This is a genomic window from Paenibacillus sp. FSL M7-1414 (genome assembly GCF_038003195.1).
Taxonomy (GTDB): Bacteria; Bacillota; Bacilli; order Paenibacillales; family Paenibacillaceae; genus Paenibacillus; species Paenibacillus amylolyticus.
This window is the reverse complement of sequence record NZ_JBBOOS010000001.1, coordinates 1,058,885-1,082,370: the sequence shown is the minus strand read 5'-3', so window position 1 is coordinate 1,082,370 and position 23,486 is coordinate 1,058,885. Positions and strand designations below refer to the sequence as shown.

The window sequence follows — 23,486 nt, the reverse complement described above, 5'->3', positions numbered from 1 at the left end:
CGTATAATAGCACTATAATCAAAAGGCTATGCTGCCGAAAGGTACAACCTCGTGAACAATAGAGGTTGTGCCTTTTTTGCGTTTAATGGCCACTTTTATCTGAATTTCATCATCTGACGAGGAGTGATTTACATGATTCTTGAAGCCGTTTACCATCGCCCCAAACTCAATTGGTCCTATGCTTATGACCGCTCGACCATGCACCTCCGACTTCGGTCCAAACGTGGGGACCTGGATGCGGTGATTGCGATTACCGGAGACAAATATGCTTGGGATCGGACGATCACACACACCCCTATGCATATCTTTGCCCGGGATGAAATGTTCGATTATTGGGAAGCTGAGACTTCACCTCCCTATCGCCGATTACGGTATGGTTTCCAACTGATTCAAGGAGAGGAATCGGTCTGGATGACGGAGCGCGGATTCGAGCAGGCGCTGCCTGATCATCCGCTCGAATTCTTTGATTTTCCATTTATGAATCCAGTCGACATTTTTGAACCGCCTGCCTGGGTTAAGGACGCTGTGTTTTATCAGATTTTCCCTGAACGTTATGCCAATGGTGATCCATCCCTCAGTCCCAAAAATGCTGAACCCTGGGGAGGAGAACCTACACCGGTGAACTTCTTCGGCGGCGATCTCCAAGGTGTGCTGGATCATCTAGATCATATAAGTCAGCTCGGCATCAATGCCATCTACTTCTGTCCGCTGTTCGAAGCCACGACGAATCACAAATACAATACAGGCGATTACATGAAGGTTGATCCTCACTTTGGAACCAATGAACAGTTCAAGGCGTTCGTGGATGCCTGTCATCAGCGCGGCATACGTGTCGTTCTGGATGCGGTGTTCAACCATTCCGGCAGAGAGTTCCCTCCTTTTGTAGATGTCATGAAGAATGGAGCTGCCTCTCCCTACGCAGATTGGTTCTATATCAAAGATTGGCCGCCGCGTGTGGAGGATGGTATACCGACTTATGACACCTTTGCCTTTGAACCGCTCATGCCGAAACTGAACACGGAACACCCTGAAGTGAAGGCATACCTATTAGAGGTAGGACGTTTCTGGATTGAGGAGATGGACATTGACGGATGGCGGCTCGATGTGGCGAATGAGGTGGATCATCAGTTCTGGCGCGAATTCCGTCAGACGGTAAAAGCCTTTAAACCTGACGCCTATCTGCTCGGTGAGATCTGGCATGATTCGCTCATGTGGCTTCAGGGAGACCAGTTCGATGCCGTGATGAATTATCCGTTTACCAATTCGGTATTGGACTATACGGTGCATGGCAAGCTCGATGGACTTGGATTCGCAAATGAGATCGGCAAACTGCTTGCAGCCTATTCACAGCCTGTAACGGAAGCCGCCTTCAATCTGCTCGGAAGTCATGATACCCCCAGACTGCTGACCTTATGTGATGGAGACGAGCGCAAGATGAAACTTGCCGTTACGTTACTGCTTACGTATCCAGGTGTGCCATGTATCTATTATGGAGACGAAGTGGGACTTGATGGAGGATATGATCCGGGTTGCCGCAAGTGTATGGAGTGGGATGAGACCAAGCAGAATCGCGAGCTTCTGGAATTCTTCACCCGTACGATTTCCCTTCGCAAACAGCACCCTGCCCTACGCAGCACGGAACTGAAGATTGTATATGCAAAAGCCGGAGACCCTTGTCTTGCCATCGAACGATTGGATTCGCAGACGGGAGAGCGCATGCTTCTTGTGCTGAATGCGGGTGATGAGCCGTGTACCCTTGAACTCCCTTTGGGAGATCGTAACGTCTGGCGAAACCTGTTCACATCAAACACCGTGGAAGCTCGGCAAAATAAACTGACCCTCGATCTGGAAGCATACGGATTCTCCCTGATGCAACTTGAGGTGAAACAACCAGCTGAGGCCTGAGATAAATACAGCTAACAAGGGAAAATAACTTCAAAGGGCTGTCCTCCAGGTCATATTTACGACCAAGGACAGCCTCTTCTGTATCTTATACGTCATATCCTAACAAACCCAGCACACCTTATTCGCTTCATTATACGCGGGTTAAATGCCTAACGAATTAGAGAGACCTTATTTCGTCCAATACGTCGATTTTCGAGACCAGAAGCCGTATTTTTGAAGCAATAACGTTACTGAGGTTCATTAGGTTTTACTTTTCTTGATTACCCCCTCAATACGATGTTTGAGGTTCGTTAGCGATACCGATTCAAGCAAGATGATACTCTTCGAGGCAGCGACCTATTTCCCAGCCGAGGCGAAGGGTGCCGAAGTCATCGGTTTTCGTATTTTCTTCATTCTTGAACTTACGAGCGCTCCCTGTGTAATTACGATTTTCTGCGGAATCTTGTATGAAGGCAGCTTGTCCTGACAATATTCCCAGATGGATCGCCGCAGATCGGTGAGAGTACATTCTGTAGCCAGCCGGATAGTCACCTTCACCCTCTGACCCGTGATACCACTCTGTTCTCCCGAAACTACGGCCGCTTCAATACATTCCATCTCTTCCAGAACACCCTCGACCTCGGCAGGATACACTTTCCGTCCCCCTACGTTAATGATCTCGGAACGACGTCCCAGAATACGAATGTAACCCTGCTCCAGCACAGCTTCATCCCCAGTACGTAGCCACCCGTCCTCTGTAAAAGGTGAAGGCGCATTCAAATATCCGATCATCGCAGTTTCGGTATGGATCTGCAATTCTCCTTCCACCACCCGGTACTTGACCCCTTCATCTTGAATGGAAAACAGCAGCGAGCCTGGCTCTTTGGAGCGGGTTGGCAGAATGCCAAGTTCAGACATGCCATAGGCTTGTATCGTCCTTAGTTGTGGAAATCTCCGGTTCCAGGCTGCCAGTACGGATTCAGGCATCACTTCCGATCCGTATGACACAACTTCGAGACTCGACAGATCATACCCCTCATCACTTCTACCCAGCAGCAACAGATTCATAAATGTTGGAGAGACCGGAAGAGCCTGCACACGAAACTTCTCAATCGTTCGGCACACTTCTTCGGGAGATCGATCTGCAATGATACAGAGACAGCCCCCACTGGACAGGGATTGCAGCATTGTATTCACACCGCCGATATGATCAAACATCATAAAAGGAATCGTTCGCAAAGGCCGAACCTGCCGCCGAAAACCATGTAACAGCCGATCTGCACGATGCACAGTCGCTTTACTCACTCCGGTTGATCCGGATGAAAAGAGTACAAGTCCGCCTACGCCTTCTTGTGCCAGCGAGGATAACAACACAGGAACCTCTCCAGATAATTCACACGTTTGCCGAATGCACAACTTGCCTTCTTCAACGCCCAAACGCCACTTCACCTGTGCCAGCTGGATATATTCCTCTCGTTTGGCTTCAACCAGGTTCCGATCCATGGGGAGCACGATACACCCTTGTCCGAGCAAAGCAACCAATGCTGCCGCTGCATAGGGAGAATAATCTTCCTCCAGCGTTACAAGTTGCCCAGTCAGCTTTTCTGCTGTAATCCACTTACTCATGATGCCAACCTGTTCCAGCAGCCACCGATAGCTGTACTCCTGATCTTTCCAGATCAGCGCAGGTTGCTGTCCCTGTTCCGCGAATCGTTCAAGCAAGAATTGGTTCAACATCTTGCATCCTCCTTACCGTCAGGCGCCCATTGCTGTGCGAGATAATCAACAAGTGAATCCACGGTCTGATATGGGCTTTCAGGCATGGAAGCAGCAGCCATTTCCGCCAGTGCGGCTCCCATCCCCGTTCCCCATCGATCTTCGATTCCCTGCTCTACCACTGCAAGCAATGACACGAGTTCCAGCGAATCCAGTTGCCCACTTCGTCCGTACAGTGGAGCGTTACCACCCTCACCAAGTGGAATCGTTGTATTATGGTACGCGTTTAACTCCCGGCAACTATCCAATACGATACGGAGCAAATCCTCCCTGTGTTCTTGTCCAATCATTAACACGGCCTGACGTGGGAAGCAATCTGCCTGAGGTATGGACTGTCGAAGTGACTCATACCATTGCCATTCATCGGTGACCAACATTTTAATTACACTTGTTAGCTGTACTTTCCACTGCTCACGCTGCTTTATCCGACTGACCTGAAGCATATTGTAGGCCTTCTCCCAACGTACAATGATCTCGCTGAATTCTCTCGCATATTGATCAAATGGAGAACCGAGCCATAAGACAGACTCCTGAAGAAGATCTCGAAGAAAATATCGACTCCATCGCATATCAAACAGCAGACCCGATATTAACATTTCATTGGCCTGATCCCCTTCATTCGCCCCACGCAGTGCATCTAAGAGTCGCAGAGACACCACATGTCCAAAATGAAAATTCCGCTCTCCTTGCGTAATCGTCCGGCCTGTCAGAAATTCTTCAATCTGCGTTGTTAACGCCTGGATCAACATGTCTCGGTAACCGTCAGAGTCCAGCTTCACAGTCGCCCGAATGTCCATGGTTCCATACGTTCGGAGTTCTTCTTTGCGTTTGGCCTGCGCAAGCTCAGGTATGCTTTGGTTACCTTTCCAGAAGTCATGAAAGGCCTTTTGAGTAACCTTTCCCTTATACTTGGAGGGCACGGGATCGTAGACGTGAACATGCTCATCTTCCAAACCATATACAGCAATCCAATGGTCTACCAGATGTAGTCGGGAGCCCTGCTTCACATGTTTGCGAATGTACTCGGGATTCTGATAATCCTCACAGTAAGGCAGGTGATAACTGGTTCCTGTAGCCAAAAAAAGCCCACCTTCGCCAATATACTGCCGGATCTGCGTCTTGCCTTCCTCGAAGCTTTCCAGCTGTCGCTGACCATACATCTCCCAGATTGGCTCTACATAATCCAGTTTGTGAAAATAAGGCTTCACCAGTCCGTTATCCCCGCACGAAGGAAGGCTGTACAACCGACTTGCCGCCAGCAGTGCAAGACTTGTGATGGATCCTTGTCGATGGAGCACTTCATGAATCAGAGGAAAATTGCAGGGATAATAATAAGGAATGTCCAGCACTGGAGCGAATGAAGAAATGATCATTTTGGGCCTCCTGTTCCCGTTTTGGCTGACGTACTGCCCCAGGATTGGATTAGGTAATGCACAGACATATCATCTGTCGCTCGAAATACCCGATTGGCAATAGGTTTGCCATCCACATCGGTCTCGAAACGGCGGAAACCACGTGTAAACCGGAAGGAGAACCCACTATCACGCGGGACTCGGTAACTACCTTCATATCGACCTTTACCAGAACGGACAAGCTTCATACCCATCCCACCATATATCGTTTCCTCCGAGTCTTCGTCGGGAGCTACCTCTGCACGAATGCAGACCTCTACGTGAGTTGACAATTCAGAAACGACGGTATAGATGCGTGTAGCAGACAGTTCCCCCACAGTCAGCGTGATGGATGCACTTCCAATACCGACAGGAACCAACTCTCCACTCGCATGAACCTGAAGCACATTCGGGTCACTCGAAGTATAATTCCCATGCAGCAGACTCTGAACCAACCCACTCTCGTAGTGCATTTGTGCATTGATACACACGGTCATTCCACCCTCTAGTCCGATGACATCCCTTCCAAGCAGTTCGAGCGAGGAGGGCTTACCCACGTGGCCGAACATGTACAGTAACGGGAGGTGAATGCGCGCTCCCCAGTCACCTTCCTGATGACAGGCACCCGGCTGTTCCAGAAATGCCAATTCCTCATCCGATCCTACTCCGCGTTCAAGTAATTGATGAGCTACCCTTCTGACCTGAGAAGGCAGAAACAGACCTTCCGTATCTCCAATATCCATCCATATTCGAACGGCGGGTACCTCCTCTGGCAAGCGATACATGTTTTCTTCCAACAGCCCGCTCTCCGATGTTTCGTCCAGCTGCACATCCACATAAAATGGCGACATCATGATCAGTTTTCCGAAAACATCCGGATTTCGCATCCCCATGTGCAATGTACAAAGCGCCGCGGCAGATGAACCTAACAGCCCGGTATTATGCTTGTCCGGCAACGTCCGATAACGATGATCAATGAGCGGTTTGAGCTCATGAATGATGAAATGTTCATAGGCGATGCCTGAGCACCCCACACTCACGGCCTCTCTCTCCGGAGCAATGAAGTGGTAGAATTCGTTGTGCGTGACTGGACGAACATGCGTAATGCCCACAATAATCAGTGATTCAATCTGCCCGGAGGAAATAAGACCGTCTGCTGTCTGGTCCATATTCCATGTTTCATTGCCTGGCCCGGATGGACCAAAAGCCCGCTGCCCCGCATGAACGTACAGAACCGGATAATGCCGAGCTGCCTGCTCATGGTAACCGGGCGGGAGGTACACATAAATGTTGCGGATATTGCCCAGCCGCGACGCCTGAATGCCTTCCAAACATTCGATGACAGAATGGGTACTCAACGATCATCAACCGCCTCTCTTCTCCCAATTCGACTGCATAATACAAATAACCCCGCCTCAGAAGAGACGGGGTTGTCCTAGAAAACACGTAAGTGTCCCGGGATACATAGCCCTTATATTGTGAATCTGCGAATAGTTTAAATCCCCGGACGTGCTTTTGTAAACATAAAAATAGAAAATAAATGCTCCCAAAAAAGTTATTGACATAAGATCCAATATTTCTTACGATAACGTTGTGATCATAACTCGAGGGCCATGCTTTTAAACCTGAGCGGTTTAGGACAACCCCGGTAACTCCCGAAGGAGATGCCGGGGTTGTTGGCGTGTCAAAAGGAGGGAAGTCTTCAATCCACTGCGTAACACTTCGCTGTATTGAAAGCGCTATTATTCAAGAGCCGGGTTGGTTGTTTATCTAAACTACTACATTCACGAGAAGGGTGGATTACTATGTTTCAAATGGCCAAACGTGTACTCCTCAGCACAACACTGACACTCAGTTTACTTGCAGGGGGCGTACTTCCCTATCTGCCTGCTTCAGCGATCTATGCCGATGCGGATACCGCGGTTACCAACAAGCAGAACTTTAGTACAGACGTCATCTATCAGATCTTTACGGACCGCTTCCTGGACGGAAATCCTTCCAACAATCCTACCGGAGCTGCCTACGATGCCACTTGTAGTAACCTGAAGTTGTATTGCGGAGGCGACTGGCAGGGTTTGATCAACAAAATCAACGATAACTATTTTAGCGATCTGGGCGTTACGGCACTGTGGATCTCCCAACCGGTCGAAAATATCTTCGCTACCATCAACTACGGCGGCGTGATCAACACAGCGTATCATGGTTACTGGGCACGTGATTTCAAGAAGACCAATCCTTATTTCGGAACGATGGCTGACTTTCAAAATCTGATTACAACCGCTCATGCCAAAGGCATCAAGATCGTCATTGACTTTGCACCGAACCATACGTCTCCTGCCATGGAAACCGATACATCCTTTGCTGAGAATGGCAAGTTATACGATAACGGTAATCTTGTTGGCGGATACACAAATGATACAAATGGATATTTCCATCACAACGGCGGCTCCGATTTTTCCTCCCTGGAGAATGGTATCTACAACAACCTCTATGACCTCGCTGACCTGAATCACAATAACAGTACCATTGATCAATATTTCAAAGATGCAATCAAGCTATGGCTCGATATGGGCGTGGATGGTATTCGTGTTGATGCGGTGAAACATATGCCTCTCGGCTGGCAAAAGAGCTGGATGTCTTCCATCTATGCACATAAACCTGTATTCACCTTTGGTGAATGGTTCCTGGGATCCGCTGCATCGGATGCGGATAACACGGAATTTGCCAATGAATCCGGGATGAGCCTGCTCGATTTTCGCTTTAACTCTGCCGTGCGTGACGTCTTCCGGGATAACACATCCAACATGTATGCTCTGGATTCGATGATTACAGGCACAGCGGCAGATTACAATCAGGTGAATGACCAAGTCACGTTCATCGACAACCATGATATGGATCGGTTCAAAACAAGTGCCGTCAACAACCGTCGTCTGGAACAAGCGCTGGCCTTCACCCTGACTTCACGCGGCGTACCTGCCATCTATTATGGTACCGAGCAGTATCTGACTGGAAACGGGGACCCTGATAATCGGGCCAAAATGCCTTCCTTCTCCAAAACAACCACTGCTTTCAACGTGATCAGCAAGCTGGCCCCTCTGCGCAAATCCAATCCAGCAATCGCCTATGGCTCCACTCAGCAACGCTGGATCAATAATGATGTGTACGTTTATGAACGCAAATTTGGCAAAAGTGTAGCTGTTGTTGCGGTGAACCGTAATCTTTCCACACCAGCAAGCATTGCGAATCTAAGCACTTCACTGCCAACAGGCAACTACACCGATGTACTGGGCGGTGCACTGAACGGTAATAACATCACTTCCACCAATGGCAACGTCTCTTCCTTCACATTGGCAGCCGGAGCAACCGCGGTCTGGCAATATACAACGAGCGAAACTACACCAACGATCGGGCATGTAGGTCCGGTGATGGGCAAACCGGGTAATGTCGTTACCATTAGTGGACGTGGATTTGGCTCCAACAAAGGTACCGTATACTTCGGTACAACAGCCGTTACCGGTGCTGCGATCACATCGTGGGAAGATACACAGATCAAAGTGACAATCCCAGCTGTTGCCGCAGGCAATTATGCTGTGAAAGTAGCTGCGAACGGCGTTAACAGCAATGCGTATAACAACTTTACCATCCTTACGGGTGATCAGGTCACTGTACGATTTGTCATTAACAATGCGTCCACCACACTGGGTCAGAACATCTATCTGACAGGTAACGTGGCAGAACTGGGCAACTGGAGTACGGGCACAACAGCTATCGGCCCTGCTTTCAATCAGGTCATCCACGCCTACCCAACTTGGTACTATGATGTGAGCGTGCCAGCCGGGAAACAACTGGAGTTCAAATTCTTCAAGAAAAATGGTGCAACCATTACGTGGGAAGGTGGTTCCAACCACACGTTCACCACACCAACCAGCGGTACAGCCACAGTTAATGTAAACTGGCAATAGAATATTCAGTCCACAAGCTAACCCGGAGTTACGCTAACGTAGCGTATGCTCCGGGTTTTGCTGTACCTAGCGAGGTTGCTTAGATTGCTTCTATCCTCTCTCTGTTGAATGTGTACATGTGGGTTCAATTCATATCAATTTGATGTATCATACATGTCATTGATAGGTTCGGATCGACTTCAACGTTGTAGCGGCCAGAATACCTGTCGCCAGCAGTAATATGCCCACGCCTTGCAGCACAGAAGCTGCCCCCCACTGATCAGCCAATACGGAGACAACCGTCAATCCCAGAATAGGCGCTGTACTGGTGATTGTTCCAACCACACCATAGACCCTTCCTTGCAGCTCGTCCGGAACCGCCGTCCTCAGCATAATTTGGGTGAGCATTGTGCAGCAGGCGAACATCGCACCTCCGCCCACGATGAACGGTAACGCCATAATTGGTGAGGATACATTCGCCAAAAAAATATAAATCGGCCCCAACACAATCAGACCGATAAACACCCATCTCCCTCTTCGCTTCAATCGTTTCCCCGAAGCAATCAGCAGCGCAGAGCCAATCATGTATCCCAGCGGAATACAGGTCTCAATTAATCCAAACTGTACCGGATTTGCCTCCCACACCTTGACCGCCATCACTTGAACCAGCATCATGGCTGACATGAAAAACAAAATCAGCACCGGATTGAGCAATACAATGGATCGGATCAAAGGATTCCGATAGATGTAGCCAAACGAACTGCGCCACTCCTGAGCAAACGTGGTCTGCTGACTAACGGATCGCTGTACCTCAGGAAAGCGGCCTGCCATCAGCACACAGACTGCGGACAACAGAAAGGTTGCCCCCGTAATTAATATGGCAACAAATCCGCCAAAGGCAGCAACAGCCACTCCCGCAGCGGCTAGTCCACTGATCCGGGCAAGATTATCAACCATATGAATGGTTCCAGTTGCTTGTTGAATATGCTCCCTGCCTACCATACTTGCTACAGAGGCGTGGAATGCAGGTGCCTGAAAAAGACTTGAAAACATGGAGAGTGAGAGCAACAGCAGCACCACTGGGAACGGCGCATGCCAACCGAACAAGCTAATCGCAATCAGTACAGCCATTACGCCCCGAAATACATCCGAGACTAGCATCAGCTTCCTGCGATCCAATCGGTCTGCAACCGTACCCGCCACCGATCCAAACAGAAAGCTGACGGCCATATTGCAGATCTGTACGGCTGCCATGCTCTTTGCACTCCCCGTGGTCTGTAACACCCACAGGCTGATCGCAATCCCATTGAAGCAATCCCCGAAGACCGAGATCCCGTAGCCGTACAATATCCTCCTAAAGGTAACATTACGCCAAAGTGTTTGCGGAGCTTTAGTATTATGCAATGCAGCTTGTCCATCTTGGTATCCCATAACCTCGGGCTCACTGGACGGGTTCATGCCCATATATCACGTTCCTCCCTAATCATGATTCGAGCCCATGCAGAATCAGGCACTTCCGCTGCAGTGCCAGTCGATAAAGACATGACATCACGGAAGTGCCTGGTTAAAGTGCCGCAGGGATCGCGGCTAACTACGCTGTTATGGCAAGGTATTACCCCTTCGAAGCTCCTGCCGTCAGACCCTGAACAAGGAATCGTTGCAGGAAAACGAACAGCAGTGTAATTGGAATGGCAATCAGTACCGCCCCCGCAGCAAACATCGTAAAGTTACTGTCCTGATAACGGTTGACCAGATCCCACATGCCCACCGCAAGCGTCCAGTTCTCTTTCGTCCGCAGCACCAGCCGGGCGAAGATAAAGTCCATCCACGCACCCGTGAAACTGGTTAGTGCCACATAAGTCAGCATTGGCTTGGATAACGGCAGGATGATGCTGGTGAATACCCGCAGGTGACTCGCACCATCCATGCGGGCCGCTTCGTCCAGGCTGCGCGGGATCGTATCAAAGAAACCTTTGACGATAAATCCGCCCAGCACCGCCCCTGATGAATAGACCAGGATAAGCGCAGCGTGGGTGTCGAGCAATTTAATTTGCAGCAAAATGATATAGATGGCAATCATGCTCATGAAACTCGGGAACATGCCGAGGATTAGCATGGTGGAGAGAATCGTTTTACGTCCACGAAAGCGGAAGCGGGACAAGGCATACATTCCAAGTGTCACCATCAACGTGGAGAAGATCATTGTGAAAAAGGCAATTTTCAGCGTATTCATATACCATCTGCCGTACATAAAGGACGGGTTATTGAACAGCTCCCCGTAATGGGTCAGCGTGAAAGCTTCCGGCCATAACCGCTCACTGAACAATGCCGCACCGGGTCTCAGGGAAGAGAGAAAGATCCAGAGTACCGGATAGATGGAGACAACGGCGATGATCAGCAACAGCACATAACTCAGGGCCAAACGCAGCGGATTATTACGTGTCTTCATTGAATCATGTCCTCCTCCTTGAATGATTTGGAGCGGCGGAAGTTCCAGATAGAGAATGAAGCGATAATAAGGAAGATGATAATGCCTACCGCTGAAGCCATGTTGAATTTGTTATTGTCGAGCGTGAGCTTGTAGAGCCAGGTCACCAGCAGGTCCGTTGCCCCTGCGTATTGATAGTCTCCCCGCAGTGGATTTCCATTGGTCAGCAGGAAGATGACGTTGAAGTTGTTGAAGTTTCCGGCGAACTGCATGATGAGTACCGGAGTTGTGGCAAAAAGAATGAACGGCATGGTAATGATCCTGAACTTCTGAAACGCAGATGCTCCGTCCACTTCGGCAGCCTCGTAAAGATCACGAGGGATGGCTGTCAATACACCCAGAATCAGTACCATACTGACCGGAATACCAATCCACATGTTCACGACAATGACTGTGACCTTAGCCCAGAACGGATCTGTCAGCCAGGGTAATCCCTCCAGCCCAAATGCTCTCATGTACGTATTGATCGGACCAAACTGACCGTTGAACAGATTACGCATGAGCAGCAAGGAGATGATCTGCGGGATGGCATAAGGCAAAATAAAAATCGTCCGCCACAGCTTCTTGAAGCGTATGCCCCGCTGTTCAATCAACAGTGCTACAAGTACGCCGCCAAAATAGGTGGTGACTGTCGCCAAGATGGCCCAGATGACCGTCCAAGTGAGCACGCCGTAAAATGTCTGGCTCCAGGATTTCAGCTGGATCAGATCACTGAACGTCTTGAAGCCCACCCAGTCCACGAGTTTGGCTGGCGGAATATGGTCCGGGGCGGAATAGTTGGTAAATGCAATCGTGATCGTAAAAAGGATGGGCATAACGGTGAAGAAGAGTATCCCCAATGCAGGGATCGACAGAAACAGATACGGAAAGTTTTTGTCCATCATGTTTCGAAGCGATGCCGCTGCACCCAAGGTCTGTTTCCCTTCCTCCCTGGCGAGTCCCGTGACGTACGCATCCCGAATATTCAGAATGTAGATTAGAATAAACACAAAAAACACCAGTAATACGATAATGCCATCCAGCAGCAAAAAGATGGAATGGTCTCCCCTTTGAAGTACGGTGGACCCATTCACTTTGACAAAACGCTGTGTATTTTCCCCCAGTGTCCATATGCCCCATACAGCCTGTGACAGGCGAGGAAGCAGGTACGCAAGCCCCGCTCCCTCCAGTAACAGTAGACAAATTCCCTTAATCCATTGTCGATTGTACAGCTGTCCAAGACCTTGCAGTATGATAGAACATATAACCGCTGTCATCCGATGCTGTCTTTCCCTGTTCGGTCCAACGGGCACCGGGACATGCTGCTGTTGCATTCGCTCTCTCCTCCCTGCCTATTGCTAACCTGTATACATTGAACAAAAGTGTACTTACACTGACCACTCCGATGACAGAACAAGCTTCCGATCGCTGTTATCCCCAGATTTTTTTCGATCCCTTTTCCAATGGGAAAATCCGGTGATAAAGGCGCACGTTCCACTTCTTCAGCTTCCTTCTGTCCTCTCCGTTTTTGTGTAAATATGAAGTTCAATTATGCAGCTCTTATGCATATCTTCGCATTCGTCGTTCGTCCTTATTGGACGGTTGCAAGGCTTTCCTGAATCTGTTTCACAGCATTATCCAATGACGCCTTCACGTCCTTATCGGTATCCCAGATATCCGTAATGGCCGACGTGATTGGTCCCCATACGCTGTCCATGGCAGGAAGCGAAGGCATTGGTGTAGAGTTGTTGAACTGTTCCAGGAACGCCTTATTGATTGGGTCCTCTTGCAACTTCGGATCAGCAGCCACGTTTTTGTTCGCAGGAAGTGTACCGTTCAGGTCAAAGTTCTCCATCTGAGCTTCTTCATTGGAAAGGAACGCTGCCAAGAGCTTCGACGCATTCGGGTATTGTGTAAATGCATTCACATAATAGGCTTTAACACCTGAGAAGGAGGTCATCGGTTTACCATCGATTGCCGGAAGCGGAGCAACGCCAAAATCAATACCTGCATTGCGATAATCGGCAATGGTCCACGGACCGTTAATGTCCATAGCCAGTTTGCCGCTGGAGAATAAGCCTTTTTTGATATCATAGTTCACGTCACCCATCTTGAGCGGCAGCACCTCCGACTTCAGCGTCTGCAAGAACTGTCCACCCTTCTGGGCTCCTTCGTTATTCAGACCGAGATCCGCGCTATCCATCCCGTTGTCTCCAAAAATATAACCGCCCTGTGAAGCCAGGAATGCATAGTTATAGTAAAATTGCTGCAATTCCCACATCAGCGCATACTGATTGGACTTCACATTATTGAACGTCTTGGCGAAACTGATAATCTCATCAAAGTTTTTCGGAGCTTCTGGATAGAGTGCCTTGTTATAGAAAAGGGCGTAGGTCTCCACGCTGTACGGATAGCCGTACAGGATATCCTTGAACGTCACTGCCTTCAGTGCGTTGTCGCTGGTGTTCTCTGCGGTCTCTGCTTCGAATATGTCATTGGGCAGAATAAGTCCCGCCTCTGAAGCGCTACCAATCTTATCATGTGGGAAAACAACGACATCTGCCGCCAGACCCGCTGGGCCATCAGTCGTCAGCTTGGTTACCTGATCGGTTGGAGGTAATTCCTCCATTTTGACCGTTACCCCATATTTTTCTTCGAATTTTTTGACCCTTTGCTCAATAAAGCTGCTTTGATTTTTATCCTCCCAGATCACCAGAGTTGCCCCTTCTTCCGGTTGAAGGTTCTCGGATGTCAGCTCTACAACTTCCTCCGGATTCTCACCTGCCGTAGTTGGAGATGGACTTCCGCCTCCAGCCCCGCACGCAGCCAGTGTAAAAGCCATCATGACGGACAATGTTGCCCCTTGCCATTTTCTCATGTAAAATGTCCCCTTCCCTCTGCTTGGTCCAACAAAGTTCGCGCTTTTCACCCTTTTGTCTGCGTATGTTGTCAGGTTTTGCATCCCATATCCTCTTTTGTACAAACGTTTGCTCAAATGGAAGACAAGATGACCTCTCGGTTCAATATGTAGGGGTAAACAAGTCAAGAAGTATGTAAATCCACTGATGTAAGCGCTACAATAACAACCACATCATACAATAACGATCTTTATTTGCACAAACGTTTGCACAAGCCATATTTGCTCAATTTTAACCAATTTCCTTCTTCTACCTACAGTAATTTCCTGTTTCCTTGTTCTGACTCTTTCTTCCTTAATTTCACTTCACGTGCATCCCTTACTCGGCAGTTAGCAATTGATTTCTCGTATCCTTTGGATTACCATAGGAGAATATTTATACGATTGTTCAGAAGGGATTTTTTTACATGATTACGATCAAGGATATTGCCAAATTGGCGGGTGTTTCCCCTTCTACAGTGTCACGGGTGATTTCCAACCATCCTAGAATCAGCACCAAAACGTCTCTCAAAGTGAAGCAAATTATGAAAGAATTGAACTACCATCCCAACATCATCGCGAAAAGCCTGGTTTCCAAAACAACACATACCCTTGGGATTATGCTTCCGCGTCCTGCAGAAGAGTTGTTTCAAAATTACTTTTTCGGGGAACTGCTCCGAGGTATTATTACACATGCCACCCGTATGAATTATGAATTGCTGCTAACAACCGAAACATCATCAGACAATGAATTGCATGCGATATCCCGCCTTGTGCATGGCCGTAGAGTTGATGGTATTTTGCTGCTTGGGTCCAAGCGAGACGATCCCATCATTTCATTTTTGGAAGCGGAAAAGTTTCCTTTTGTGTTAATCGGTCGCAGTGAAGCTCATCCAAATGCCCCCATGGTGGATAACGATAATGTGCAGACCGCTTATGATGCGACTCATCATCTAATCGCTCAGGGACATACTCGAATCGGATTTGTCAGCGGTCCTCCGGACATTACGTTATCGCATGATCGTATGTTAGGATACCAAAAAGCGCTTGCCCAAGCCGGGCTGGATGCGGATAGTGATTGGATTGTGGAAGGCGAATTTCTGCAGGAAAGTGGATTCAGAGCGATGTCGCTGTTCATGTCCTTGCCGGACAGACCCACCGCAATTGTTGTCATCGATGACAACGTGGCCTTTGGGGTATTGAGAGCTCTTGCCGAGCTTCATTATCTGGTGCCTGAAGATATCAGTGTGGTCAGTTTTAACAATATTGCATTATCGGAACTGGCTTCTCCACCCCTAAGCTCTATCGACATCGGGACTTATCAGCTTGGTTATACAGCCGTTCAGATATTGTTAAAAATTCTTAGTGGGGAACCACAGCTTCATAATCCGGTCATTATCCCCCATCGTCTGATCGTGCGTGAATCCTCACTCTTTTCCAAACCAAGGCCACCCTCAGATTGATTCATTTCGGGTTTCCGTGTAGTAATGCAAACGTTTGTCCTACACGGAATATGATGCTGTTATCCACCGTACGTAGGTGCATAGGTGCAAAAAAAGGAAGCCGCTTATAATTATGCGGCTTCCTTAATTCACACACTATTTCCGTACTCCATGCTCGACTGCACTTGAATAGATTAGTAAGAGCTCCAGCCAGCATCTGCTGTAACGACAGTTCCGTTCACGAAGCTGGACTCGTCAGATCCAAGGAACAAAGCCACTTTGGCGATCTCTTCGCTCGTCCCGATGCGTGGGTTGATTGCCATCCCAAGCTGTTGCCGCCCTGCACCGAAATGGCTAATACCTGTCATGGAGGAGCTGATATTGGTTGCCACAGCGCCTGGAGCGATCGCATTACAGCGAATGCCTTGCTCAGCATACATGTACCCTGTATTTTTGGTGAAGCCCACGACCGCATGTTTGGACGCCGTATAGGCTGCTCCTGCACGTCCGCCGTGTAGGCCCCCTGCCGAAGCAATGTTCACGATAACACCTTTTTGTTTTTCCAGGAAGATCGGCAATACTTTACGTGTTGTCCGCATTACACTGGTTGTGTTCACAGCAAACAATCTCTCCCACTTCTCATCCGTTATATCAGCTGCCGGCTCCATGCCATCCATAATTCCCGCATTGTTAATTAGAATATCTACTGTACCATATGTGCTCACCGTCGTATCGATCAGATTTTGCACATCTTCTTCTTTAGCCACATTGGCCAGAACGACAATCGCTTCTCCGCCCTGTGCCTTAATATCATTGACTACCGCTTGTGCGGATTCTTCGTTAATATCCGATACGACGACTTTCGCGCCTTCTTGAGCATACAACGTGGCAATTGCTTTCCCCATACCTGAACCAGCACCTGTAACAACTGCAACTTTATCTTGAAGTTTCATTCCATGTATCCTCCTTTGTGTATTCGTTTACAATAAGTTAACAAACAAATGTTCATTAACTCCTATCCTTAGTATAATAAGTCATAGCGTTTCACTTCAATCAGTAAAAGCTTGTCCAGTTGTACGTTAAACAACACTTATAAGCCCGAATGTACTTTAATTAATAAAGTGAACTCGCGAGGAGGAAAATAGATGTCTGAAACTATGAATTCGATGGACCGAAGAATCAAGAAATCAAAAGCTGCACTGAAGGATGCACTCATCCATTTGATGCAAAAACATCCCTTTAAAGAAATATCGATTACGGATATTGTGCAGCGAGCCGATCTGAATCGGGGAACTTTCTATAGGCATTATCAGTACAAAGAAGACCTGTTCAACGAAATTATCGATGATGTGATTCAGGATCTGGTAACTTCTTTCCGCAAACCTTATCAGGATGAGGAAAAGTTCGAAGTCAATCTGATGCCCTCTTCGGCTATCACTATATTTGAGCATGTACACCAGCACGCACAATTCTACACACTGGTTGTGAAATCTGAGGCCTCCTCCAACTTCCAGCGTATGATCTGTGATGTCCTTCGGGATCTCGCTTTACAGGATCTGAACCACATTTTCCCTCCGCACATCAACCATGAAATATTGGCAAGCTACCAATCTCATGCGATATTTGGCATGATCATGGAGTGGATCAGACAGGATTTCAAGCACAGCCCCGCCTACATGGCCGAGGAGTTGTTCAAGATCATCCATTACAAGCCAGATAATGTCGTGTTAAAAAACTGAAATTTTGAATCATCTTACTTCCCTTTAGTAGGGGTGATTGAGATTAATTTCAAGAAAGCTTCCCACCAAAATTATGTAAATGTATTCCTGTAATTTCTGGTAATGATATGTTAGGTTATCCAATGGAATACAAACAAAAGGAGGATGACATTACATTTGAAGAAGTCGTGGATTATATCATTGATTACCAGTTTTGTTTTGCTTGGTGGGATGCTTCTTTCTCCAGCCGCTTCTGCTGATGCAGCCAAAGTAGCAACCTCTACATATTCAGATTTGGATCAGAGTTATGCAGAATTTAAAGAGTACACTAATCAGTTATTTGCTCTTGAAACTTATGAGGCCAAAGCCTTCACAGCTTTGGAAAGCATCGACACCCAGGTAACTTCAACCAATCGCAAGTCCATGTATCTTAAACTTACGAATACGGTGATCCCCAATTATACGAAATTGGTATCCAAGGCAAAACAAATCAAGCCTACCAATCCGCAAATCAAGAAAATCCACGCTACATTTGTTAAGGCAAGTTACACTCAGCTCGAAGGGTACCTGTTGTACCAAAAGGCAGTATCCAAGAACAAAGTGAATTACACGTTACTAAAACAAGGTAATGCCAAAGTAAACACCGCTAGTGTTCTAATGGATCAATGCGAACAACAGTTATACGCCTATGCAAGAAGCTTGGGGTATGACAGTTAGTACCTATCTTCATAGAAGCCCAAAAAGCGACCGTTCCTCATGTTTAATGAGGAACGGTCGCTTTTTCTAATTATAAATAAAGAGGACAATCAAATAGGTATTTATTTCTCTCTCTCCTTATCACAGGCCCAGCTTCTGCCCTTTCTCCAACCGCTGAATCTGTTGCTCGCCGGTATCCGCAAGTTCACGGAACTGGTTAATCGTCTCGCGCATTCTTGGCAGGGCTTCCTGCTTATAAAGACTGATTGAATCCAGTGCTGACAACACATCGGTGAACGCCTGTTTCATCGTATCCACGGAGATGCTCGCTTCATACGCCTGCTTTTGGATGGCAATTCCCTGATCCTTGAGCATTTTCGATGTACCCGCGATCAGATCATTGGTCGTCTGGTTCAGCAACTCAATTTTCTGCAATACAATCTTCTGATTATACAAAGCACTCGCTACAGTTACGGCAATTTTCAATGCAGAGATGGTTACATTCTTCGCACGGTCTACGCCTCGGATCAGTTCCTTATTATTGCGGATGACTACTTCAATCGCCATGATACCCTGCTGGTTCACGACTAACATCTGCTGCAGATCCATCACCCGCTGACGGAGCGGAAACAGCACTTCTTCGGTAATAAATCGGACTTTCTCAGGGTCTTCATTACGGACCTTGGCCGCTTCAATCTGCGCGTCGATGGACTCATCCATGAGCACGCCAAGCTGGATTTCCTTTTGCAATCGCTTTGTGAGTTCTCGTAGGTTCTGTTGTTCGATCTCCAGCGTTGTATTATCGTTACGCAGGGTGGATCTGCCTTTATCCAAAGAGGTTACGATGTCAGCGATGACTGCGTCAGCCTTCTGGTATTTCAGGAAATAGGCGCGAAGCGGATTGAACAATTTCCCAAGGAAACCGGTCTTGGCAAAGTCGACCACACTTGGGTCGAGATCCTTCAGTTGCATATGCAGCTCGGTCAAGCCTTTGGCGACCTGACCGCCCTCGTCTCCCGTCTTGGACAGATGTCCAACGGAGACTTGAAGCAAGGCGTTTTTCTCAGAAGAGGATCTCATTGTGTTCATGCCAAAGCCGTCAATGGATTGCAAAATCTCTTTGCGCTTCTCCAGGGATTCGAGATCCAGTGTCATGATCATCTCTACGTTGGCATTTGCCACTTGTTGAAGCTCCGCGACCTCGGCGGGCACGGGTTTCACCTCTTCCTCAATCACCTTCTGAATTTCCTTCTGGCTCGGTATTTCCATTGAAAATGACATCTACAGTTCCCCCTTTAGATACGTGCTGTAAAATGATTGATATTCCACGCGAGTGACTCCGATTGCAGTACCATCCTCCGATCGCTGTTATCCCCAGATTTCTTCATTTTCCTCATTAATCGGTTGAAATCTGGTGATAGCGTATGCTTCCGAAGCAGCTTTCTTTCAGAAAGCTTTTAGGCGAACGCTACGCTTCTTCAGATCGGTTCTGCACTCTACGTCTTCGTGTTATAAATTTACATCTGTACGTTAAACAGGTTACCAATCTTGTACACGACATCGTCGGTATCGGCATTGATGCTTGCTGCTTCGTTAATGCTGGAGATACTCTCCAAAGCCTTGATGTCCGCGTTGTACCCAATCGTATAGATTGGCACTTTGTACGTCTCGACCAGATCCCGGATATCCTTGAGGGTATGACCTTCGTTGGTCTCGCCATCACTCAGGACAAAGATCAGCGGCTTCACGTTTGGATCAGCAGCCATATAATCTTCCAGCATCTTCATCGCCACCACGATCCCGTCAAAGGTCGCCGTACCACCGCCAGCTTGCAGACTATCAACTGTTCCGACAAACATGGACTGCTGGTTCGTATCATACTTGGCAATCGGCAGATTCACGGTTACCCCGCTGGAGTAAGAAACCAACCCAATACTGTTCTCGGTGCCCAGGTACTTCTGACCTTTGCGCAAAGACTCCTTCAGTCGGTTAAGCGGTTCGCCGTCCATGCTTCCGGAAACGTCTGTCACGAACACAGCGGCAATGGGTTTACTGCCGTTCTTCTTCTCTTTCCATACTTTCTGTGCGGACAGTAACGTGCCGCCATCCACGGTAGCCAGTTCGGATTTGTAATCCTGTAACCCGTTGAAACCGAACTCCTCCGCCGATTGTTGATACTTCGCCTGTGTTACGAATTCCGCAAACTTCTGGATGATTTCCTGTTTATTCTGCGGCAATTGTCCCAATGCATACAACGGGCTATCATGTCTCACACCAAATGGTGTAAAGACGTATCCACTCTTCAGATCAGCGGTATTCACATACGTCTGGTATTCGAGTACAAAGGCATCCAGTCTGCCTGACTTGGCAGCTTCCCGCATCTGAATCGTTGTTGACGCTGTAAACGGTACATTCGTCTGGAATTTTTCGAACCCTTCAATAGCCTTCTCGCCAAGCGGGTTGGCGCTGTCATACGTATTCAGTGCAGTCACCAGGAAATTCAGCCCTGTGGAGCTGGCAAATGGATCGGTATATCCCATCGCGAGTTCATTGTTCGCAATGGCTTCTGTCACGGTTTTTACATTAACGGAGCCATACGTATCAACCAGTGCATCATATTTGGCTTTGGAGATGACAATACCAGGAACATTCCCGACCAGTCGCTCGGATACCATCTCTGTCTTCACTCCACTGGCCTCAACCATCTCGCCCCACAGTTCATTGGAAGGTGTGAAGGCATCCGGCATATACTTACCGGACTTGATATAATCGGTGGCTGTTCCGGAGGCAATGTTGCGGATTTTGACCGATACCTGTTTCCCACCAACGGTAATATTTGCTTTGTTGAACTCCTCGCCCACTTCGGTTAACCAGCCGTCTACCCCGCTGCCCGACTTCTCCGTGGAAGAGAAGATTTCAACGTAATCATTTGTTGTATTCTCTACGGCAATTGCAAATTTGGAGATATCCGGCAGTGATTCTGCCACATCGACCGGGTCGAGATCAATCTGTCCTTTGACCGGTTCCGCCGTCGCTGGCGCAATGTCCGCGTACAGTTTCCCCAGTTCCTTACCTGCATTCTCTGTGCTCACCTGTGTGGTCGACTTGCCAAAGTTCGACGTCAGTGTAATCCCTGCATAGACCAGACCAAATACGAGCACCAGCATCACGATTGATATGAAAAAAAACTTTCCCTTCTTGGCCATACGAGCAACCCCTCACTGTCTGTATAATTTGGTGTGCTTGATTAACTGATCGATCTCCTGCATACAAGGCATCTGTTCAATATCTCCGGCTTCAAAGCTGTCGAGGCGTGAAATCTCGAGTAACAACTGATCGAGCTTGAGCAAAATTTCCTCATTGGTGTGTAATGCATTTTTCACATAAGACAGATAATCGTTGTATACCTTGGTTTTTTCCTGAAAAAGCTTCTGGGGAATGCTTTCGGATTTGGATTTCATCATGTTGGCATAGTCAGCTTCATCAAATACATTCAACCGGTTCAGCACACTGCGGATGTTCAGGTACAACAGCTTCTCCACTTCCAGTGTGACCGAAGCAAATTTCTTGTAGCTCAGTTCTCCTGGATCAAACCGCTGATGAAGCACGTTCAGGAGGGTTTCTTTTTTCTTTTTCATTCGACTAAGTTGGGACAGCCCTAGCGTAATATCTTCTTCGAGGACTTTGATACGTCTATAAAAAGATAGTGCTTCCACATAATCTTCATGCGTTTCGATATGCTTCACGGGCAGGACTACCGGTTGTCTGAACAGCAAGGTGTAACTTCCATACAAGAGTGCCATTGCACTGCCGAACAGAAGGGTAACGGATAGCGCAGTTGTGAATGCGCCCTCCCCGAAATTCAGCCCGATAAAGCCGGGTGAGAATGCGAGAACATTCACAGCCACAATACCGAGGATTAATCCCAACAATTTTATGTACTTGATCATGTTCAATCATCCGACCTCCTTTCATGTTATATATTGGTGCTTCATGTCGTAATTTTCCTGTTCAACTTATTCTTATTGTACATGATGTTAACGCTCTCAGGTGGATATGATTGGATATTTGAATACTCATAATATACGTGGTTTGGGCTTATCCCATTTCATATTTTCAGGGACAACGTGGAACTTGGCAGGAAATTTTGTGGTCAATCCATAAAAAGTGAGTTTTACGAGACAGCAGATTGTGGAGAAGAAATGTTATCAGGTAATACGTGGAAAATAGCTATGCGTGTCATTTTTTATATAAGACTTGTCTGATAAAAAGAGCAATGCAAAAAGGACGAATCGGAGATCATCCGGTTTCGTCCCTTATGCGTTGGCTCATTATTTTTCGTGTTCTTATTAAAATTTTGATGCTGTGTTCTACATCTAACGAACTGAGGTGAGGTTATTTGGTGCATTTCAGCTCATCTGAAAATGTAATGAACCTGAGACCCGTTATATTCGCGTATTAGGTGTAAAAACGTTGTTTATCGCTTATTTCGAATGAAATAGCATCGCTGAGATTCGTTACATTTTCCACCACATCAATATTGCCCATATAAGACGTGTACGGTTCGTTAGAATAAAAAAATGGCCGCCTTATTGCTTCGTCTGTAGCAGACAGATTGACGCTTCGCACTACCTGAACTTGAACAGCGAATCCAACGGAATTACCAATTCAGGATATATAACCGATTGAATCGTTTCCTGCTCTGTATACAGATGACGGGTCTGGTAGCTGCCATCCTCCAGCGTGTACACATGGACGGTTTGATTCCCCGGGTCAACAATCCAGTATTCGTTCACACCATATTTCTGATACAAGTTAAATTTTTCGTTAAAATCCTTTAACGCAGTCGAAGGCGATAACACCTCGACAATTAAAGAAGGTGCGCCGTGGCAGCCACTTTTGGATATCTGGTCTTTGGCGCACACCACCGATAAATCAGGCTGTACAACTTGATCAGGCATATCATATTGTTCATTTTCGCTAAAATACACATCAAAAGGGGAAACAAACACAAAACATTTCCGATTCTGAAAAAAAGTCCGTAAAGAGAAGTGCAGCTCACCCACAATAACCTGGTGCGATGAAGTAGGCACTGGCGACATATTAAAAGCTTTGCCGTTAATTAATTCCCATGGTCCTTCCCATGTTAACCAATCCTGAAAGCTATAAGTACCTTTATTGTCGGGTTTTGCCACACTTCGATCCTCCTCTTCCAACTAACCGTAATTTATTTTCATTATAACATTGTGTTTGCGCCTTTTCACACCATGCCTCT

17 protein-coding genes are annotated in these 23,486 nt (G+C 47.5%); 5 read left to right on the top strand and 12 right to left on the bottom strand.

Annotated elements, in window-relative coordinates:
• Positions 1-132 precede the first annotated feature (132 nt).
• On the top strand, positions 133-1,905 hold the full coding sequence (locus tag MHH92_RS04855; RefSeq protein WP_340902340.1) for an alpha-glycosidase: 1,773 nt from the start codon (positions 133-135) through the stop codon (positions 1,903-1,905).
• Between the two features lie 336 nt (positions 1,906-2,241).
• On the opposite strand, the gene MHH92_RS04850 is transcribed toward MHH92_RS04855, so the two are convergent.
• Genes MHH92_RS04850 through MHH92_RS04840 form a run of 3 tightly spaced genes read right to left on the bottom strand, consistent with a single transcriptional unit; the run spans position 2,242 to position 6,409 of the window.
• Entirely contained in the window at positions 2,242-3,621 is a 1,380-nt protein-coding gene (locus MHH92_RS04850) for an ANL family adenylate-forming protein (RefSeq protein WP_340902338.1), read from the bottom strand.
• Positions 3,615-5,033: a hypothetical protein gene (locus MHH92_RS04845; protein WP_340902337.1), complete on the bottom strand. Its 1,419-nt coding sequence runs from the start codon at positions 5,031-5,033 to the stop codon at positions 3,615-3,617. Before MHH92_RS04845 ends, MHH92_RS04850 begins: the two co-directional genes overlap by 7 nt.
• Positions 5,030-6,409: an alpha/beta hydrolase-fold protein gene (locus MHH92_RS04840; protein WP_340902335.1), complete on the bottom strand. Its 1,380-nt coding sequence runs from the start codon at positions 6,407-6,409 to the stop codon at positions 5,030-5,032. The genes MHH92_RS04845 and MHH92_RS04840 overlap by 4 nt, the downstream gene beginning before the upstream one ends.
• A 447-nt stretch (positions 6,410-6,856) precedes the next feature.
• Here MHH92_RS04840 and MHH92_RS04835 point away from each other — a divergent pair, with 447 nt between their 5' ends.
• Positions 6,857-9,013 carry an alpha-amylase family glycosyl hydrolase gene (locus tag MHH92_RS04835; RefSeq protein WP_340902334.1) on the top strand — a complete coding sequence of 719 codons (2,157 nt, stop codon included), beginning with the start codon at positions 6,857-6,859 and terminating at the stop codon, positions 9,011-9,013.
• A gap of 156 nt (positions 9,014-9,169) precedes the next feature.
• Here the strand turns inward: MHH92_RS04835 and MHH92_RS04830 are convergent, their stop codons facing one another.
• From MHH92_RS04830 to MHH92_RS04815, 4 genes are all read right to left on the bottom strand, one after another.
• Positions 9,170-10,456: an MFS transporter gene (locus tag MHH92_RS04830; RefSeq protein WP_340902333.1), complete on the bottom strand. Its 1,287-nt coding sequence runs from the start codon at positions 10,454-10,456 to the stop codon at positions 9,170-9,172.
• Between the two features lie 148 nt (positions 10,457-10,604).
• Complete coding sequence (locus MHH92_RS04825; protein WP_017690474.1) at positions 10,605-11,441, bottom strand: sugar ABC transporter permease; 837 nt, start codon at positions 11,439-11,441, stop codon at positions 10,605-10,607.
• Positions 11,438-12,793, bottom strand: coding sequence for a sugar ABC transporter permease (locus MHH92_RS04820; protein ID WP_062837475.1), 1,356 nt, complete (start codon positions 12,791-12,793; stop codon positions 11,438-11,440). Before MHH92_RS04820 ends, MHH92_RS04825 begins: the two co-directional genes overlap by 4 nt.
• Positions 12,794-13,050: 257 nt before the next feature.
• Positions 13,051-14,337, bottom strand: coding sequence for a sugar ABC transporter substrate-binding protein (locus MHH92_RS04815; RefSeq protein ID WP_340902327.1), 1,287 nt, complete (start codon positions 14,335-14,337; stop codon positions 13,051-13,053).
• A gap of 446 nt (positions 14,338-14,783) precedes the next feature.
• Between MHH92_RS04815 and MHH92_RS04810 the strand changes: the two genes are divergently transcribed.
• Complete coding sequence (locus tag MHH92_RS04810; RefSeq protein ID WP_340902325.1) at positions 14,784-15,818, top strand: LacI family DNA-binding transcriptional regulator; 1,035 nt, start codon at positions 14,784-14,786, stop codon at positions 15,816-15,818.
• 173 nt (positions 15,819-15,991) lie between these two features.
• On the opposite strand, the gene MHH92_RS04805 is transcribed toward MHH92_RS04810, so the two are convergent.
• On the bottom strand, positions 15,992-16,750 hold the full coding sequence (locus MHH92_RS04805; RefSeq protein WP_076329762.1) for an SDR family oxidoreductase: 759 nt from the start codon (positions 16,748-16,750) through the stop codon (positions 15,992-15,994).
• Between the two features lie 192 nt (positions 16,751-16,942).
• Between MHH92_RS04805 and MHH92_RS04800 the strand changes: the two genes are divergently transcribed.
• Together MHH92_RS04800 and MHH92_RS04795 are read left to right on the top strand one after the other, a co-directional pair.
• Complete coding sequence (locus tag MHH92_RS04800) at positions 16,943-17,536, top strand: TetR/AcrR family transcriptional regulator (protein WP_076329763.1); 594 nt, start codon at positions 16,943-16,945, stop codon at positions 17,534-17,536.
• Between the two features lie 144 nt (positions 17,537-17,680).
• Positions 17,681-18,232, top strand: coding sequence for a hypothetical protein (locus MHH92_RS04795; RefSeq protein ID WP_143781520.1), 552 nt, complete (start codon positions 17,681-17,683; stop codon positions 18,230-18,232).
• 120 nt (positions 18,233-18,352) lie between these two features.
• On the opposite strand, the gene MHH92_RS04790 is transcribed toward MHH92_RS04795, so the two are convergent.
• From MHH92_RS04790 to MHH92_RS04775, 4 genes are all read right to left on the bottom strand, one after another.
• On the bottom strand, positions 18,353-19,492 hold the full coding sequence (locus MHH92_RS04790) for a toxic anion resistance protein (RefSeq protein WP_017690481.1): 1,140 nt from the start codon (positions 19,490-19,492) through the stop codon (positions 18,353-18,355).
• Between the two features lie 236 nt (positions 19,493-19,728).
• The gene (locus tag MHH92_RS04785; RefSeq protein WP_340902317.1) at positions 19,729-21,417 is read right to left on the bottom strand and encodes a vWA domain-containing protein; all 1,689 of its coding nucleotides are present in this window, start codon (positions 21,415-21,417) and stop codon (positions 19,729-19,731) included.
• Between the two features lie 12 nt (positions 21,418-21,429).
• Positions 21,430-22,161, bottom strand: coding sequence for a hypothetical protein (locus MHH92_RS04780; RefSeq protein ID WP_340907624.1), 732 nt, complete (start codon positions 22,159-22,161; stop codon positions 21,430-21,432).
• 678 nt (positions 22,162-22,839) lie between these two features.
• Positions 22,840-23,406, bottom strand: a complete 567-nt coding sequence (locus MHH92_RS04775) for a Uma2 family endonuclease (RefSeq protein WP_340902315.1) — start codon at positions 23,404-23,406, stop codon at positions 22,840-22,842.
• Between the last annotated feature and the right edge of the window lie 80 nt (positions 23,407-23,486).

Bases quoted from the DNA above. Each gene is read 5' to 3' on its own strand.
- MHH92_RS04855 (WP_340902340.1), top strand. From the start codon at position 133: ATGATTCTTGAAGCCGTTTACCATCGCCCCAAACTCAATTGGTCCTAT.
- MHH92_RS04815 (WP_340902327.1), bottom strand. From the start codon at position 14,337: ATGAGAAAATGGCAAGGGGCAACATTGTCCGTCATGATGGCTTTTACA.
- MHH92_RS04810 (WP_340902325.1), top strand. From the start codon at position 14,784: ATGATTACGATCAAGGATATTGCCAAATTGGCGGGTGTTTCCCCTTCT.
- MHH92_RS04825 (WP_017690474.1), bottom strand. From the start codon at position 11,441: ATGAAGACACGTAATAATCCGCTGCGTTTGGCCCTGAGTTATGTGCTG.
- MHH92_RS04795 (WP_143781520.1), top strand. From the start codon at position 17,681: ATGACATTACATTTGAAGAAGTCGTGGATTATATCATTGATTACCAGT.
- MHH92_RS04785 (WP_340902317.1), bottom strand. From the start codon at position 21,417: ATGGCCAAGAAGGGAAAGTTTTTTTTCATATCAATCGTGATGCTGGTG.
- MHH92_RS04820 (WP_062837475.1), bottom strand. From the start codon at position 12,793: ATGCAACAGCAGCATGTCCCGGTGCCCGTTGGACCGAACAGGGAAAGA.
- MHH92_RS04805 (WP_076329762.1), bottom strand. From the start codon at position 16,750: ATGAAACTTCAAGATAAAGTTGCAGTTGTTACAGGTGCTGGTTCAGGT.
- MHH92_RS04830 (WP_340902333.1), bottom strand. From the start codon at position 10,456: ATGGGCATGAACCCGTCCAGTGAGCCCGAGGTTATGGGATACCAAGAT.
- MHH92_RS04850 (WP_340902338.1), bottom strand. From the start codon at position 3,621: ATGTTGAACCAATTCTTGCTTGAACGATTCGCGGAACAGGGACAGCAA.
- MHH92_RS04800 (WP_076329763.1), top strand. From the start codon at position 16,943: ATGTCTGAAACTATGAATTCGATGGACCGAAGAATCAAGAAATCAAAA.
- MHH92_RS04835 (WP_340902334.1), top strand. From the start codon at position 6,857: ATGTTTCAAATGGCCAAACGTGTACTCCTCAGCACAACACTGACACTC.
- MHH92_RS04780 (WP_340907624.1), bottom strand. From the start codon at position 22,161: ATGATCAAGTACATAAAATTGTTGGGATTAATCCTCGGTATTGTGGCT.
- MHH92_RS04845 (WP_340902337.1), bottom strand. From the start codon at position 5,033: ATGATCATTTCTTCATTCGCTCCAGTGCTGGACATTCCTTATTATTAT.
- MHH92_RS04790 (WP_017690481.1), bottom strand. From the start codon at position 19,492: ATGTCATTTTCAATGGAAATACCGAGCCAGAAGGAAATTCAGAAGGTG.